The sequence below is a fragment of the Aeromonas sp. 603079 genome (assembly GCF_049172135.1).
In the GTDB taxonomy this organism is placed as follows: Bacteria; Pseudomonadota; Gammaproteobacteria; order Enterobacterales; family Aeromonadaceae; genus Aeromonas; species Aeromonas veronii.
In genome coordinates this window covers 79,302-95,497 of the sequence record NZ_JAAKPX010000009.1, presented here as the reverse complement: position 1 = coordinate 95,497, position 16,196 = coordinate 79,302, and the positions used below count along the sequence as shown (strand labels likewise).

Here is a 16,196-nt window from a genome sequence, read left to right as displayed (position 1 = left end):
AGGCCTACTCCTCGTAACCGTTCGGATTGGCGGATTGCCAGCGCCAGCTGTCGGCGCACATAGCGTCTATGTCCCGGGTCGCCTGCCAGCCCAGCTCACGCTGCGCCTTGGCCGGATCGGCCCAGCAGGCGGCGATGTCGCCCGGGCGGCGCGGTTCGATGCGAAAGGGCAGCGGCTTGCCGCAGGCATTGGAGAAGGCGGCGACCAGCTGCAATACGCTCTGGCCCTGGCCTGTGCCCAGGTTGTAGGTGTGCACGCCACCCTTGCCTACGCAGTGTTGCAGCGCCTTGACGTGTCCTTCGGCAAGATCCATTACATGGATGTAGTCGCGCACGCCGGTGCCATCAACAGTTGGGTAATCGTTTCCAAAGACCGACAGGCAGTCGCGACGGCCGATGGCCACCTGGGTGATATAGGGCATCAGGTTGTTGGGGATCCCTTGCGGGTCTTCACCCATGGTGCCCGATTCGTGGGCGCCGACCGGATTGAAGTAGCGCAGCAGGGTCATGCTCCAGTGGGGCTCGGCCAGCTGCAGATCTTCGAGGATCTCCTCGATGATCAGCTTGGATCGTCCGTAGGGGTTGGTGGCGCTGCGGGGGAAATCCTCGCGGATCGGCAGAGTGGCGGGATCGCCGTAGACGGTGGCCGAGGAGCTGAACACCAGATTGTGCACATTGGCCCGCTTCATCGCCTGCAGCAGGGTGAGGGTGCCGCCGAGGTTGTTCTCGTAGTAATCCAGTGGAATGCGGGTCGATTCACCGACCGCCTTGAGGGCGGCAAAGTGGATCACCGCATCGATCTGCTGTTCGGCGAGGATCCGGTCCAGCAGGGCTGCATCGCGAATATCCCCTTGATAGAACAGGGGTTGCTGGCCGCTGATAGCCGCGACTCGGGCTAGCACGCTGCGTTTGCTGTTGCCGAGGTTGTCGACCACCACGGGATTCATGCCTGCCGCTTGCAAGGCCAGACAGGTGTGGCTGCCGATATATCCGCAACCGCCGGTGACCAGAACGTTCATCTTGCTCTCCACTGAAAAAGTGTCTGGAAGCAGTCTAGCCGAGGGTGTGGCGACCAAACTGTGAGCTTGCTTGCAAAACAATGTAAACGATTACACTGTTTTTGTGATCATCCTGATGGCAGATATGCGTTTCACCCCTGTTTTCAAAGGGTTTGCTGGGTATAATGGCGCTCTATTGCACAGTGAAAGAAGTGAAAACAGCATGAGCACCATCAAGGATGTCGCCCGTTTGGCCAATGTGTCAGTGGCAACGGTTTCACGGGTGATGAACAACTCCCCCAAGGCCAGCGCCGCGTCTCGCGAAGTGGTGCAGAAGGCCATGGCTGAACTGGGCTACACCCCCAACGCCAACGCGCGGGCACTGGTTAGCCAGACTTGCGACACCATGGGGGTGGTGGTCGGTGATGTAGCCGATCCCTTCTTCGGCGCACTGGTGAAGGGGGTCTCCGGCGTGGCCGTCGAGCAGAACCTTCACCTGCTGATGGGTAACGGTTTTCACAAGGCGCGTCAGGAGCGTGAAGCGATCGAGCTGCTGATCGGCAAGCGCTGCGAGGCGCTGGTGGTGCACAGCAAGGCGCTGAGCGACGAGGAACTTTACGATTACGCCATGCGGGTGCCCGGTATGGTGCTGATCAACCGCGATATTCCTGCCCTCAAGGGGCGCTGCATCGCTCTCAACAACCGGCTGGGGGCGGCTACGGCGACTCGCCACCTGATCGAACTGGGCCACCGCCATATCGCCTTTATCAGCTCGGATCACGCCATCGAGGATGCCACCTTGCGTTTGCAGGGTTATCAGGATGGGCTGATGGAAGCCGGTCTGGCAGCCGATCCCGAGCTTATCGAGAGTGGCACGCCGAACGAGGAGGGGGGGGAGCGCGCCATGCTTAACCTGCTGGCCAAGGGGCTCAAGGTGACTGCCGTGGTGGCTTATAACGATGCCATGGCGGCGGGCGCCATCTCTGTGCTGGCGGACAACGGCCTGCGAGTGCCGGAGGAGGTATCGGTAGTGGGCTTCGATGACATCATCTATGCCAGATATTTGCGCCCCAAGCTCTCCACCATGCGCTATCCCATCGAGCTGATGGCGGCCCAGGCGGCCAAGCTGGCCATTCAGCTGGCGGCGGGGGAGAGTGACGCGACCCAGAGCCGGATCTATACACCCACCCTGATAAATCGCCACTCGGTGGCACCGGTTCGGGCCGGATAGCTCCCTTTTGCGGCCCTGTTCGGGGCCGTTTCTTGCACGGTTATTGTTTTACCTATTTTTAATCATTTTTACTCCGCTTTACTTAACGAAACAAGTGTAATCGTTTACATCTGTGTGAGCGAGATCGCCGTTCCCTGCGTCATACTTCTCTAGACTGAATAGGTTTTCTAATCAGCAGGGAGAGAGTGAATGCTCAGGGAAATAGTGGCGCGTCAGGATTGGCAGACTCAGGCCATTACGTCGGTAAACCGGCTGGCTGCCCATACCCCCATGTTCAGCTGGCGCAGCGAAACGGATGCCAGGGGTGATCTGGCCTCTTCCTCCCGTCTCTTGCTCGATGGCGAGTGGCGCTTCTCCTTCTTTGCCGCTCCCGAATTGGTGCCCGAGAGCTGGCTGGTGCAGGATCTGGCTGATGCCACTCCCATTACCGTGCCGGGCAACTGGCAGCTGGATGCCGCCTATCCAGCTGCGCGGCCGCTCACCGATGGTCCCATCTACACCAATATCAAGTACCCCTTTCCCTGCGATCCGCCCCGAGTGCCAGCAGAGAATCCTACTGGCTGCTACTCCCGCGAGTTCGAGCTGCCCGCCGACTGGCTGGCAAGCGGACAGAGCCGGATCATCTTCGACGGGGTGAGCAGTGCCTTCCACCTGTTCTGCAACGGCCGCTGGGTCGGTTACTCTCAGGACAGCCGCCTGCCCGCCGAATTCGATCTGACCCCATATCTGCAGAGCGGTCGCAACCGGCTGGCGGTGCTGGTGCTGCGCTGGTCCGACGGCTCCTATCTGGAAGATCAGGATATGTGGTGGCTGTCGGGGATCTTCCGCTCCGTCACCTTGCTGCACAAACCGACCCGCCATCTGATGGATATGCGGGTGACCCCCGAGCTGGATGCCTGCTATCGGGATGGTCGTCTCAAGATTGCCCTGCAAGTCGCCAATGGGGCTGGGCTGTCGGTAGAGGCCAATCTCTATGACGGTGGCGAGCGGGTCGCGACCCTGCGCCAGCCGATCGGCACCCAAGCCATTGATGAAAAAGGGGAGTATGACGATCGCGCCGAGTGCTGGCTCGACGTGGCTGCGCCGCGCAAGTGGAGCGCCGAGACGCCCCATCTCTATCGCCTGACCCTGACCCTGCTGGACGAACAGGGTCAGGCCATCGAGAGCGAGGCGTGCGATGTGGGCTTTCGGGTGGTGGAGATCCGTGGCGGCCTGCTGCGGGTCAACGGGCAGCCGCTGCTTGTTCGCGGTGCCAACCGTCACGAGCATCACCCCGCCAAGGGTTATGCCATCGATCGCGCCACCATGGAGCGGGATCTGCTGCTGATAAAGCGGCACAACTTCAATGCGGTGCGCTGCTCCCACTATCCCAACCACCCCGACTTCTATCGCCTCTGCGATCGGCTCGGTCTCTATGTGGTGGACGAGGCGAATCTGGAGACCCACGGCATGACCCCCATGGGGCGGCTGGCGCGGGATCCCGCCTGGAGCAACGCCTTTTTGGAGCGGGCGACCCGCATGGTGGCGCGGGATTTCAACCACCCCTCCATCATCATCTGGTCGCTCGGCAACGAGTCGGGTTACGGCCCGGCCCACGATGCCATGTATGGCTGGATCAAGCGCAGCGACCCGAGCCGTCCGGTGCAGTACGAGGGGGGCGGGGCCGACACTCCGGCGACCGACATCATCTGCCCCATGTATGCCAGAACCCATCAGGATCAGCCCTTCCCGGCGGTGCCCAAGTGGGCGCTGGCCAAGTGGATCGGCCTGCCCGGCGAGCACCGGCCGCTGATCCTCTGCGAATATGCCCACGCCATGGGCAACAGTCTGGGGGGCTACGGCCACTATTGGCAGGCGTTTCGCGATCATCCACGTCTGCAAGGCGGGTTTGTCTGGGATTGGGTCGATCAGGGGCTCGACAAATACACCATCGATGGTCGCCACTACTGGGGCTATGGCGGCGACTTTGGTGATGTGCAAAATGATCGCCAGTTCTGCTGCAACGGCCTGCTGTTCCCGGATCGCACCCCCCATCCCGCCCTGTGCGAGGCTAAGCGCGCCCAACAGCCGTTCCGTTTTGCCCTGCTCGAGCACACCCCGCTGCGGGTGCGGATCGAGAGCGAATACCTGTTTCGGGAAACCGACAACGAGCGGCTTTGCTGGCAGTTGTGTGAGAACGGCCATGTGCAGCAGCAGGGGGAGATCTCCCTTGAGCTGGCGCCACAGGGAGTGGTCGAGTTGACCCTGAGCGAGACACTGCCCACCTTTGCGGCAGGCTCACTGGCCTGGCTCGATCTGGCCATCGTGCAGCCACAGGAAACTCTATGGTCGCAGGCGGATCACAAGGTCGCCCGTCAGCAGTTCACCCTGCCGACCCCCCTTGCCCTGCCAGCGCCGGTCGCTGCCGCCACCCTGAGCGAGCAGCCGGATAGCTGGTTGGTCACCACCGCAAACAGCCAGTGGTGGCTCGACAAGCAGAGCGGCCGCATCACCAGTTGGCAAAAATCGGGGCAGGAGCAGTTGCTGGCGCCGATCATGGATCACTTCTACCGCGCGCCGCTCGACAACGACATCGGCACCAGCGAAGCGGATCACGCTGACCCCAACTCCTGGATTGCCCGCTGGCAGGCGTGTGGTCTCGGTCAGTGGCAGCACCGCTGTCTGGGGATCGCGGTCGCCGGAGGGGATATCCGGGTCAGTCATGGCTACTTCCACCACGATGAGCTGCTGCTGGTGAGTCACTGGCATCATCGCTTTACCGACGATGGCGCCATGAGCCTGGAGATAGAGACCGAGCTGGCACAGGTGCTGCCTTCGCTGCCGCGGATCGGTCTGTTGCTCCATCTGGCCGAGGTACCGGCGCGAGCAGAATGGCTGGGGCGTGGCCCGCACGAGAACTATCCGGATCGCCTGCTGGGCGCCGATCTGGGGCGCTGGAGTTTGCCGCTGGAGGCCATGCACACCCCTTATGTTTTTCCGAGTGACAACGGCTTGCGCTGCGATACCCGCCAGTTGCAGCTGGGCAGCACGACGGTGAGCGGCACCTTCCATTTCAGTGCCAGCCGCTTCAGTCAGCAACAGCTGGCCGCTGCTCGTCACCAGAGCGATCTGGTGGCCGAAGAGGGGCTGTGGGTCTGCCTCGATGGCGCCCACATGGGGGTGGGTGGGGATGACTCCTGGAGCCAGAGCGTGCGTCCCGAGTATCAACTGCTCGAGAGTCGTTACCGTTGGGGCTGCACTCTCTGTTAAGCCAGCTATGGAGGCGACTGTCGAGCCAGTGCGCCATTTTGACAACAGGCCAGTAACGACTAGCCTCAATGCTGTGGGAAAGATTGAGTCTCAAATCTGATTTTTATTTATATGTATTTGAAAAATAAATATAAAGTTTCAATGTAACAGAGTGTAAACGTTTTCATTTTGTCGTCATGATCACAGAAGAAATGACAACAAACTGATTACATTGATTGGCGCTTGCTCAATTGCTCGCCACCCTACAACACAGATAGACACATCGGAGCACACATAATGAAAAAACTGACCACAGTTGCCGCCCTGCTGATGGGCATGATGGCTGGAGCCAATGCCCAGGCTGACACCCGTATCGGGGTAACCGTCTACAAATACGACGACAACTTCATGGCGGTCGTGCGCAAGGCCATCGAGAAGGAGGCGGCAGCCACTCCGGGGGTGGAGCTGCTGATGAACGACTCCCAGAACGACCAGTCCAAGCAGAACGACCAGATCGACGTGCTGCTGGCCAAAGGGGTGAAGGCGCTGGCCATCAACCTGGTTGACCCCGCTGCGGCACCGGTGGTGATTGAGAAAGCCCGTGGCGAAGATATCCCGGTGGTCTTCTACAACAAGGAGCCGAGCGCTACCGATCTGGCCAGCTACGACAAGGCCTACTACGTGGGGACCGACTCCAAGGAGTCAGGGATCATCCAGGGTCAGCTGATTGCCAAACATTGGAAAGCCCATCCGGAGTGGGATCTGAACAAGGATGGCGTGATCCAGTTCGTGCTGCTGAAAGGGGAGCCGGGCCACCCGGATGCCGAAGCGCGCACCTCCTACGTGGTCAAGACCCTGAACGATGGCGGCGTCAAGACTGAACAACTGCACATGGATACCGGTATGTGGGATACCGCCATGGCGAAAGACAAGATGGATGCCTGGATCTCCGGCCCCAACGCCAACAAGATCGAAGTGGTCATCGCCAACAACGACGGCATGGCAATGGGTGCAGTCGAGTCACTGAAAGCCCAGGGCAAGACTGCCATTCCGGTATTCGGCGTCGATGCGCTGCCGGAAGCGTTGGCCATGGTCAAGAGCGGTGCCATGGCGGGTACTGTGCTGAACGATGCGGCCAATCAGGCCAAAGCCACCTTCGAGCTGACCAAGAACCTGGCTGAAGGCAAACCGGCCGGTGAAGGCACCAAGTGGAATATCGTCGACAAGGTAGTACGTGTTGCCTACGTCGGTGTGGATAAAGACAACCTGTCCCAATTCGAGTAATTCCCTCCTCCAGGGCAAGGGAGATCCCCTTGCCCTTTTTTCAACCAGATGTGATGGCTGATATGACAACACAGCAACAATCAGAATGGCTGTTGGAGATGATTAACGTCAGTAAGAGCTTTCCCGGCGTCAAGGCACTCGATAATGTCAATTTACGGGTCCGTCCTCATTCTGTGCATGCGTTGATGGGCGAGAACGGAGCGGGAAAATCCACACTGCTCAAGTGCCTGTTCGGCATTTACGAGAAGGATCAGGGCAAGATCTTCTTCAAGGGGCAGGAGATCAACTTCACCTCCTCCAAAGAGGCGCTGGAAAATGGCGTCTCCATGGTGCATCAGGAGCTCAACCTGGTGCTGCAGCGTACCGTGATGGACAACATGTGGCTCGGCCGCTACCCCACCAAGGGGTGGTTTATCGACCACGGCAAGATGTATGACGACACCAAGCGCATCTTCGATGAGCTGGATATCGACATCGACCCCAAGGTGAAGGTCGCGACCCTGTCGGTCTCCCAGATGCAGATGATCGAGATCGCCAAGGCGTTCTCCTACGACGCCAAGATCGTCATCATGGACGAACCCACCTCCTCCCTGACCGAGAAAGAGGTGAACCACCTCTTCAAAATCATCAACAAGTTGAAGGATAAGGGGTGCGGCATCGTCTACATCTCTCACAAGATGGAGGAGATCTTCCAGCTCTGTGACGAGATCACCATATTGCGGGATGGCCAGTGGGTGGCAACCCAGCCGCTCAAGGGCATGACCATGGATCAGATCATCGGGATGATGGTCGGCCGTGAACTGACCCAGCGCTTCCCGGAAAAGACCAACCAGCCGAAAGAGGTGATCCTCGAGATCGAACACCTGACGGCGAAGAACCAGCCCTCCATTCAGGATGTGACCTTCAACCTGCACAAGGGGGAGATCCTCGGCATCGCCGGACTGGTCGGGGCCAAGCGCACCGATATCGTCGAGACCCTGTTCGGTATTCGTGATCGCAGCCAGGGCAGCATCAAGCTGCACGGCAAAGAGGTAGCCAACCACAACGCCCACGAAGCGATCCGCAACGGCTTTGCGCTGGTGACGGAAGAGCGCCGCTCCACCGGCATCTACTCGCGGCTTGATATCGCCTTCAACTCCCTGATCGCCAACATGGACAGCTACAAGGGCTCCATGGGGCTGCTCAGCGACAACAAGATGAAGAGCGATACCCAGTGGGTGATCGACTCCATGCGGGTCAAGACGCCGACCCAGCAGACCCAGATCGGTTCCCTCTCCGGGGGTAACCAGCAGAAGGTGATCATCGGCCGCTGGCTGCTGACCCAGCCGGAGATCCTGATGCTCGACGAGCCCACTCGCGGCATCGACGTCGGGGCCAAGTTCGAGATCTACCAGCTCATCCTGGAGCTGGCGAAGAAGGACAAGGGGATCATCATCATCTCGTCAGAGATGCCGGAATTGCTGGGGATCACCGACCGCATCATGGTGATGAGCAATGGCCGGGTCGCCGGGATCGTCAATACCAAAGAAACTGACCAGAGCGAGATACTGCGCCTGGCATCTCTGTACCTCTAGAGACAGGAAGACATTTATGGAGTCGGCTAAAAATTTCAATCTGATGCAGGCGCTCAAGGAAAACGCCATCTATCTGGTGCTGCTGGTGCTGCTCATGGTCATCGTGATCCAGGAGCCCTCCTTCCTGAGCCTCACCAACTTCAGCAACATCCTGACCCAGTCCTCGGTGCGGGTCATCATAGCGCTGGGGGTGGCGGGCATCATTATCACTCAGGGGACGGATCTCTCGGCCGGTCGTCAGGTCGGTCTGGCGGCACTCATAGCAGCAACCATGTTGCAGGCGTTGACCAACGTCAACAAGGTGTTCCCGACGCTGGGGGAGGTGCCCATTCCTGCGGTGATCCTGCTGGTGTGTGTGGTGGGGGCGCTGATTGGTCTGGTCAACGGTCTGATCGTGGCCTACCTGAACGTCACCCCGTTCATTACCACCCTGGGCACCATGATCATCGTCTACGGTATCAACTCCCTCTACTTTGACTCGGTTGGGGCATCACCGGTGGCCGGGTTTGATCCCCGCTTCTCCAGCTTCGCCCAGGGCTTTATCCGGATAGGAGGATTCAAGCTCTCCTATCTCACCTTCTATGCAGCCATCGCCAGCGTCTTTGTCTGGGTGCTGTGGAACAAGACCCGCTTTGGCAAAAACATCTTCGCCATCGGCGGCAACCCCGAGGCTGCCAAGGTCTCCGGCGTCAACGTGGCGGTCAATCTGGTGATGATCTATGCGCTGGCGGGGGTCTTCTACGCCTTCGGCGGCATGCTGGAAGCGGGCCGTATCGGTAGCGCCACCAACAACCTCGGCTTCATGTACGAGCTCGATGCCATCGCTGCGTGCGTGGTGGGCGGGGTGTCGTTTGCCGGCGGGGTGGGAACGGTCGCGGGTGTGATCACCGGCGTACTTATCTTCACCCTGATCAACTATGGTTTGACCTATATCGGGGTCAGCCCTTACTGGCAGTTCATCATCAAGGGCGGCATCATCATTCTGGCGGTGGCATTGGACTCCATGAAGTACGCCAAGAAGAAATAACGATTGGCAGGGAGGGTTGGTGTTGCCAGCCCTCTCTTCTGGAGGGAACCCATGCCATTCAAGGTCAAGATTTACCTCTTGCTGCTACTGGCCATTCTGGTCACCATCGGCACCGCCGGGCTCAGCGTCAACCACTTCATCAGTGGCTACATTCGCACTCAGGCCACCCACAACATCAACGAACAGATCACCCTGGTCAAAGAGAAGCTGGCCAGCGACATCAATCAGAAGATCCTGTTGGCCGCCAACCTCAACTTCGGGGTGACCAACGTCAAGAAGACCCTGCAAGAGACCGGTTTTCACAACATCGTCAAGGTGATCGGCGACATGGCCTTCGACGTGAGCGGGGTCATCAACGACAGCGCCAAAGTCGATGCGCTGCGCAAGCTGATCCCCGCCGCCAACAACCAGATCACCGTCAGCCCGCTGCAACAAGTGGATGGCAAGCCGGTCATCACCATTCTGGTGCCGCGCGGTGCCGATTCCGCCTATCTCTACTACCTCGACATGAGCGAGTTCAAAAGCCTGCTGGAGAAGATGAGTGGCGATGGCCGCTACTTTTCGTTGGCCGACAGTCAGGGTAACAACCTCTATGACAGCAAGCCGCAAGGGGAGAGCGAGGCACGCCCCAACCAGCTGGATATTCGTGGCAGCAGCTGGACGCTGACCGGCTACATCGACCTCGATTACATCCGGGCCATGACCCGGGCCCTCAACGGCCAGATCATCATGGCGCTGTGCGGCGTGGCGATCGTGGTGATGGTGCTGGCAATGCTAGCGCTCAACGTGGCCTATCGCCCCATTCTCTCGTTGCGGGATCTGGTGCTGGAGCTCTCCCGTGGCAGTGGCGATCTCACCCGCCGGCTGGCGGTGACCAGCAAGGATGACCTTGGCCAGATCTCGGCCGGTATCAACCGCTTTATCGAGCGGTTGCAGGAGATGATGGGGGAGGTGCGGCAGGCGAGCGGCCAGCTCAACAGCGGTATCGAGGGGCTGGCCAGCCAGACCGGCGCCGCCCAGTCTCTGCTGGCGGACCATGTACGCGAGACCGAGCAGGTGGTGACCGCCATCAACGAGATGAGCCGCACCGCAGTCTCCGTCTCCGAGAGTGCAGCCAGCACCGCCCGGCTCACCGGCCAGAGCCAGCAGCTGGCGAGCCAGTCCCGTCAGGTGGTGGATCAGGCGATGGCCAGCGTGATGGCGCTGGTGGACGAAGTGGAAGCCACTGCTCGCTCCATTGAAGCTATGCAACAGGATGTGCAGCAGATTGGCTCTGTGCTGGGGGTGATCGGCAGCATTGCCGAACAGACCAACCTGCTGGCCCTCAACGCCGCCATCGAGGCGGCCCGTGCCGGCGAGCAGGGGCGTGGCTTTGCGGTGGTGGCAGACGAGGTGCGTTCCCTCGCGGCCCGCACCCAGCAGAGCACAGCCGAGATCCAGACCATGCTGGCCAGTCTGCAGCGAGGCACCCGCACTGTGGTGGATGCCATGGGCAATACCAAGCAGAGCTGTCAGGGCGCTGCCGAGAACACCACCAGGGTCAACGAGTCGCTGGATCTGATGGCAGGGGAAGTGGTGGAGATCAACGATCTCATCAGCCATATCGCTACGGCGGCGGAGCAGCAGAGCGCGGTGGCCGAAGAGATCAACCGCAACATGAGCGCCATCGCTGAAGTGATCCGCCAGCTGACCCACAATGGCGAAGCGACGGTCGCCAGCTCTGCGGCGATGCAGCAGACCTACGACCGGCTGCGGGAGATCGTGGGCCACTTCCGGTTGGAGTGAGGCCGGTGTTCAGTCAATAACAAAACAGGGCCATCCGGCCCTGTTGTTGTTTTCCTGTCTGCCTGAATCAACCGGCCTTGCGGCGCAGATAGACCCCGGCTTCCATATGATGGGTCCAGGGGAACTGGTCGAACAGGGCGAAACGGGCGATTTCGTGGGTTTCGCCCAGCACGGCCATGTTGGCCTGCAGTGTCTCGGGGTTGCAGGAGATGTAGAGGATGTTGTCGTACTCCTGCACCAGCTTGACGGTGGCATCGTCGAGACCGGCGCGGGGCGGGTCGACGAAGATGGTGTTGCACTGGTAGCTCTTGAGATCGATCCCCTTGAGGCGGTTGAACTCCCGTTCACCACGCATCGCCATGGTGAACTCCTCGGCCGACATACGCAGGATGATCAGGTTGTCGACGCCGTTGGCGGCGATGTTGAACTGGGCGGAGTCGACGCTCGGCTTGGCGATTTCGGTGGCCAGCACCTTGCGGAAGTTCTGCGCCAGCGCGATGGAGAAGTTGCCATTGCCGCAATAGAGCTCCAGCAGGTCCCCTTCGCTCTCTTTGGTCACATCCAGCGCCCAGGCCAGCATCTGCTCGTTGATGGCGGCGTTGGGCTGGGTGAAGCTGTTCTCCACCTGTTTGTAGGTGAGCTGGCGACCCGCCACGTTGAGCTGTTCGATGACGAAGTCATCCCCCAGACAGATCTTCTGCTTGTGGGCGCGGCCAATCAGCTGCAGCTCGAACCCTTTGGCGCGCAGGTCGGCCTGCAGCGCTTCGGCGGCTTGTTGCCATTCGGCCTCCAGCTTGCGGTGATAGAGCAGGCTGACAATGATCTGGCCGGACTGGGTGGAGAGGTAGTCGATCTGGAACAGTTTGCGGCGCAGCACCGGGTGTGGGCGCAGCCCCTCCAGCAGCAGCGGCATCAACTGGTTGATGAGGCGGCTGGCGGTAGGGAAGTGGTCTATCTTGATGATCTCTTTGGTCGCCGGGGCATACATGCAGTGGAAGAGGTCATCCCCTTCGTGCCAGATGCGAAATTCGGCGCGCATCCGGTAGTACTCCGCCGGTGAGCTGTGCACTTCCAGCGCCGGGAGGGTGAAGCCGGCAAACAGCTCGGTGAGGCGAGCGCGCTTTTCGTCGAGTTGGGCCTGATAGTCGGCCGCGGTTCTAGGCGCCGGAGCGTTCGCGGAAGGCTGTTGGGATTGGGTCATAAATACCTCACATGCACACCGGCCGGGCCGGGTCGAAATCGGGGGAAGGCAACAGGCCACCCAAAGGGGCCCGATTTTAAAAGCCAGCCGCAGATTGTCCAGCATTTTGTGGTCAAGAAGTGTTCAGTCAGGCCGATAGCTGATCTACAGGCATGGTGGGAGGACACATTATGCAGATCGAAGGCGTGGGCGCAGCCCAACCCAAGGGAGTGGGTGTTTCTCCCAAATCGCCCCAACAGGCGGAGCAGAAACAGGTCAAGAGCGAGGAGGCGGTCTCCTTGCACAAGCCGCCCAAGTGGGCGCAGGTGCTGATCCAGCAGGCATTGCAGTTCTCGCTGGAGATCAACGGCCAGGGCTATCAGGCGCCGAAGGTGAAAGAGCCCGAGGAGATCACCCCGGAGACCCTGTTCGACTTCCAGTCGGTGGCGGACAACGTGCTGCAGTTCGTGACCGGGCGACTCGGTGCCGCGCGGGCCGATGGCAAATCCGACGACGACCTGACCGGGATGATGGAGCAGGCCCGCAAGGGGATCGACAAGGGCTTTGACGAGGCGAAGAAGCAGCTCGGCAAGTGGGCGACTGACAACGAGGATATCAAAACTGGTATCGATCAGAGCTACAAGCTGATCCAGAAAGGGCTCGAGGAGTTCGAGAAGGAGTTCTTCGGCAAGGTTTCCCCGACCGACATGGGGCAGGCCGAGATGGCCAGTCGCCAGCAGGGTTATCTGGAGATCCAGACCAAGGATGGTGACAAGGTGGTGCTGCGCTTCAACGATAGCTGGCAGACCAAGTCCCAGAGCAGCGAGAGCGGCAGCCAGTTCAGCCTCAAGTCGAGCCAGAGCTTCAGCTTCTCGCTGGAGGGAGATCTCAGCAGCGACGAGATGGAGTCCATCGGCAAGCTGGTCAAGGGGATCGACGAGCTGGCGGGGAGCTTCTTCTCCGGCAACTTCGAGGATCTGCTGGACAAGGCGGGCGAGCTGAAACTGGATGACAGCCAGCTGGCCTCCTACTCCCTCAAGCTCAAGCAGAGCGTCAAGCTGAGCCAGACCTATCAGGGGGCCAGCTCCCTGCAGGATCTGATCAAGCCGTTTGCCGACTACCTGCCGAAGCTGGATCAGGTGCAGAAACAGGCAGATACCCTGCTGCCACCATCCCAGCAACAGGCGCTGACCCCGGCCGTGTTGGCGGCGAGAGGGGAAGGGGAACCTGCACAGATCGATCGCTTCACCAGCTTCAACCAGCGGATGCTGGAGGCGCTGCGGATGATCAACCAGTTCCAGCCCTCCACCGAGCCCGCCAGTAAGAACGTCTGAGCCACAGCGCGTTACGCAAGTAATGAGCTGCCGTTTGCCAGCCCTTCCCGGGGCTGGCACACTGGCCTTTTCTCCAATCCGGTTGCCCCATGAACCCCAAGAAGCCAAGAGACAAGCGCGAGCTCTGCTACCCCTTTATCTTCGAAACCTCGTTCAAATGTGATTTTGAAATCGCCACGGACGAGCTCTGCTGTCAGGTCGGGGCCGTGCTGTCACACCTTGCGCCGGATGCGGATACCGAGCCCATGCTGGCGGATCTCGCGGCGTTGCAGCGACTTATCTACAACCTAAACGGCTCGGTACGCGGCAAACTGGGGATCTTCGATGCAGATCTTGAGTGGCTCAAGGCCCGTTACGACCACTACAACGAGGCGAGTCGCGGCAGCGTCACCGGTTTTGTGCTGCCACAGGGGCCGCAGCCCATTCCAACCCTCCATCTGTGCCGCTGCGGCAGCAAGAAGGTGGTGCGGCTGCTGGTCAGGCTGGAAGAGAGCGAGGTGGCCTTCGATCCCATTCTCTATCGCTTCGCCAACCTGCTGGCCAACTTCTTCTTCGTGCTCACCGTCTACCTCAAGCAGCGCTGGCAGGTGCCGGAAGTGCCCTACGTCAGCATCAACTACTGATGGCGGCTGGTTAGGGGCCAGACGTCATGGTGGATTGAATGGAATAAAAAACCGGAGCCTTGGGCTCCGGTTTTGCTTTTCAGCGCGTAAGTTGCCCGCTCAGCTGGAGATCAGCACCCGGGCCGAGTTGGCGGGGATGGTGAGCTGCACCTCGCCCTGCACCACTTCAAACTTCTCACCGTTGAAGGCGTCGGTGAAGCGGCTGGCAGGGCTGGCGGTCTGCCACAGGGGCAGGCTGATGGTGCGCGGCTCGCTCGGGTGGCGGTTGCAGGCTACTACCACTTGATCGCTTTGCAGGGTACGGGCGAACACATAGCTGTGGGGCCCGGCGTAGAGGGTCTGGATATCGCCACGGCGCAGGGAGGGGCGCTGGCGGCGGATCTGGATCAGCCGGCGATAGTGGTCGTGCAGCACGTGATCCCAGTCTGTGGTATTCCACGGGAAGCAGCGGCGACAGTCCGGGTCGTTGCCGCCAGAGAGCCCCACTTCATCGCCGTAGTAGATGGAGGGCACACCGATATAGGTGAGCAGCAGGGTGGCGGCCAGCTGCATCCGCTGCTTGTCCTCACCCAGCAGGTGGAGGAAGCGGGCGGTATCGTGGCTGTCCAGCAGGTTGAACTGGGCCAGCTGGTTCTTGAACGGAATGTGGGCCCGCGCCAGTTTGAGCCAGCGATCCAGCTCTTCGGCGCTGATCTTGATGGGGTGGTAGGCGATATCCTGCCCCGCCAGGAAGGCGCGGATCGGGTGGGCGAAGCCATAGTAGTTCATGGCACCATCCTCCTGATCCCCTTGCAGCCACTGGCTCGCCTCGAAGAAGTGCTCACCCAGCACATAGGCGTCCGGGTTCTCCTGCTTCACCGCCCCGCGAATGGCGCGCACATGGCTGCGGTTGCCCTCGGCGGTGCCGCGCTCGCCCAGCATGTGGATGACGTCAAAGCGCCAGCCATCGATCTGGTAGGGGGCGCGCATCCAGTAACGGAGGATGGCGTCGTCAGCCCGATAGACGGCGTCCTGAACCTTCTCGCAGGAGAAGTCGAGCTTGGGCAGGCTGCGAATGCCCTTCCAGCTGACGTAATCCCCTTCTTTATCAAAGGTGTAGAAGCTGCGCCACGGGGAGTCCGGGTTGCTCTGGGCTCCCAGTGGCGGGCAGAACCAGGGGTGCTCGGTAGAGGTGTGGTTGACCACCGCATCGAGGATGATCTTCATGCCGCGCTGGTGCAGGTTGCGGGTCAGCTCGGCGAACTGCTCGTTGCTGCCGAGGTGGGCATCCACCTTGAAGTAGTCCTGGGTGTCGTACTTGTGGTTGCTCGGTGAATCGAAGATGGGGTTGAGGTAGAGCGCCGTCACCCCGAGAGATTGCAGATAGTGCAGCTTGGCATCGATGCCCGCCAGATCGCCGCCGTAAAATTCGCAGGCGCCGTGGCCCTCTTCATGACGACTGACCGGCTCACCCCACGCTTTGCTGATCACCGCCTTGCCACGGTACTCGTACTCGTGATGCTTGACGCTCAGCGACGGATCGCCGTTGCAGAAGCGGTCGGGGAAGATCTGATAGAACACCTGATCCTGCACCCAGGCCGGTGGCTGGTGCAGGCTGTTGAAGCGAAAATGTTGCTCCCGTGGCGGCATGGACGCGCTGACGCCCGCCCCGTGCAGCCACCACTGCTCCTCGTCGGTGAGGCACTTGAAGCTGTAGAGGTGGATATCTTGTCCTTTGATTAGCGGCAGGGTCGCCTGCCATACCTGCAGCCGATCGCGGGTGGAGACTGCCGTCATCGGGATCAGGTACTCCTCGTTATCCGGCTCGTGGCGCAGCCATACCTCGCGGATCGGCGCATCCAGCTCGCTAAAAAGGGTCAATTGCAGTGCGTCGGCGCTCTCTTTGAACCAGGGCGCCACCTGGGGATGAAACAGAAACGGATGGGTCATGATG

Annotated in this window: 11 protein-coding genes; 8 read left to right on the top strand and 3 right to left on the bottom strand. The window is 60.4% G+C overall.

Going from position 1 to position 16,196, the window contains the following annotated elements; translation table 11 throughout:
* Window positions 1–4: 4 nt before the first annotated feature.
* Window positions 5–1,018, bottom strand: a complete 1,014-nt coding sequence (gene galE, locus G5287_RS08565; protein WP_421172450.1) for a UDP-glucose 4-epimerase GalE — start codon at window positions 1,016–1,018, stop codon at window positions 5–7.
* A gap of 202 nt (window positions 1,019–1,220) precedes the next feature.
* Here galE and G5287_RS08560 point away from each other — a divergent pair, with 202 nt between their 5' ends.
* The 6 genes from G5287_RS08560 (at window position 1,221) to G5287_RS08535 (ending at window position 11,126) form a co-directional block, all read left to right on the top strand.
* Window positions 1,221–2,228 (top strand): substrate-binding domain-containing protein, encoded by a 1,008-nt coding sequence (locus G5287_RS08560; RefSeq protein WP_005356970.1) that lies wholly within the window; start codon window positions 1,221–1,223, stop codon window positions 2,226–2,228.
* 189 nt (window positions 2,229–2,417) lie between these two features.
* A complete protein-coding gene (locus tag G5287_RS08555; protein ID WP_421231154.1) occupies window positions 2,418–5,477 on the top strand; it encodes a beta-galactosidase in 3,060 nt (1,019 codons plus the stop codon).
* A 276-nt stretch (window positions 5,478–5,753) separates the two neighbouring features.
* Window positions 5,754–6,740: a galactose/glucose ABC transporter substrate-binding protein MglB gene (gene mglB, locus G5287_RS08550; RefSeq protein ID WP_005340747.1), complete on the top strand. Its 987-nt coding sequence runs from the start codon at window positions 5,754–5,756 to the stop codon at window positions 6,738–6,740.
* 53 nt (window positions 6,741–6,793) lie between these two features.
* The gene (gene mglA, locus G5287_RS08545) at window positions 6,794–8,314 is read left to right on the top strand and encodes a galactose/methyl galactoside ABC transporter ATP-binding protein MglA (RefSeq protein ID WP_421231153.1); all 1,521 of its coding nucleotides are present in this window, start codon (window positions 6,794–6,796) and stop codon (window positions 8,312–8,314) included.
* 16 nt (window positions 8,315–8,330) lie between these two features.
* Window positions 8,331–9,341, top strand: coding sequence for a galactose/methyl galactoside ABC transporter permease MglC (mglC, locus tag G5287_RS08540; protein WP_005342585.1), 1,011 nt, complete (start codon window positions 8,331–8,333; stop codon window positions 9,339–9,341).
* Between the two features lie 51 nt (window positions 9,342–9,392).
* A complete protein-coding gene (locus tag G5287_RS08535) occupies window positions 9,393–11,126 on the top strand; it encodes a methyl-accepting chemotaxis protein (RefSeq protein ID WP_421231152.1) in 1,734 nt (577 codons plus the stop codon).
* 67 nt (window positions 11,127–11,193) lie between these two features.
* On the opposite strand, the gene trmA is transcribed toward G5287_RS08535, so the two are convergent.
* On the bottom strand, window positions 11,194–12,327 hold the full coding sequence (gene trmA, locus G5287_RS08530) for a tRNA (uridine(54)-C5)-methyltransferase TrmA (protein WP_421231151.1): 1,134 nt from the start codon (window positions 12,325–12,327) through the stop codon (window positions 11,194–11,196).
* A 170-nt stretch (window positions 12,328–12,497) separates the two neighbouring features.
* Here trmA and G5287_RS08525 point away from each other — a divergent pair, with 170 nt between their 5' ends.
* Window positions 12,498–13,640: a DUF5610 domain-containing protein gene (locus G5287_RS08525; protein ID WP_421231150.1), complete on the top strand. Its 1,143-nt coding sequence runs from the start codon at window positions 12,498–12,500 to the stop codon at window positions 13,638–13,640.
* Window positions 13,641–13,729: 89 nt separating this feature from the next.
* Complete coding sequence (locus G5287_RS08520) at window positions 13,730–14,263, top strand: cobalamin adenosyltransferase (RefSeq protein ID WP_058059398.1); 534 nt, start codon at window positions 13,730–13,732, stop codon at window positions 14,261–14,263.
* A gap of 99 nt (window positions 14,264–14,362) precedes the next feature.
* On the opposite strand, the gene malZ is transcribed toward G5287_RS08520, so the two are convergent.
* Entirely contained in the window at window positions 14,363–16,192 is a 1,830-nt protein-coding gene (gene malZ / locus G5287_RS08515) for a maltodextrin glucosidase (protein WP_421231149.1), read from the bottom strand.
* Between the last annotated feature and the right edge of the window lie 4 nt (window positions 16,193–16,196).

Coding starts and splice junctions, on each gene's coding strand:
- galE (WP_421172450.1), bottom strand. CDS start 1,018: ATGAACGTTCTGGTCACCGGCGGTTGCGGATATATCGGCAGCCACACC.
- G5287_RS08560 (WP_005356970.1), top strand. CDS start 1,221: ATGAGCACCATCAAGGATGTCGCCCGTTTGGCCAATGTGTCAGTGGCA.
- G5287_RS08555 (WP_421231154.1), top strand. CDS start 2,418: ATGCTCAGGGAAATAGTGGCGCGTCAGGATTGGCAGACTCAGGCCATT.
- mglB (WP_005340747.1), top strand. CDS start 5,754: ATGAAAAAACTGACCACAGTTGCCGCCCTGCTGATGGGCATGATGGCT.
- mglA (WP_421231153.1), top strand. CDS start 6,794: ATGGCTGATATGACAACACAGCAACAATCAGAATGGCTGTTGGAGATG.
- mglC (WP_005342585.1), top strand. CDS start 8,331: ATGGAGTCGGCTAAAAATTTCAATCTGATGCAGGCGCTCAAGGAAAAC.
- G5287_RS08535 (WP_421231152.1), top strand. CDS start 9,393: ATGCCATTCAAGGTCAAGATTTACCTCTTGCTGCTACTGGCCATTCTG.
- trmA (WP_421231151.1), bottom strand. CDS start 12,327: ATGACCCAATCCCAACAGCCTTCCGCGAACGCTCCGGCGCCTAGAACC.
- G5287_RS08525 (WP_421231150.1), top strand. CDS start 12,498: ATGCAGATCGAAGGCGTGGGCGCAGCCCAACCCAAGGGAGTGGGTGTT.
- G5287_RS08520 (WP_058059398.1), top strand. CDS start 13,730: ATGAACCCCAAGAAGCCAAGAGACAAGCGCGAGCTCTGCTACCCCTTT.
- malZ (WP_421231149.1), bottom strand. CDS start 16,192: ATGACCCATCCGTTTCTGTTTCATCCCCAGGTGGCGCCCTGGTTCAAA.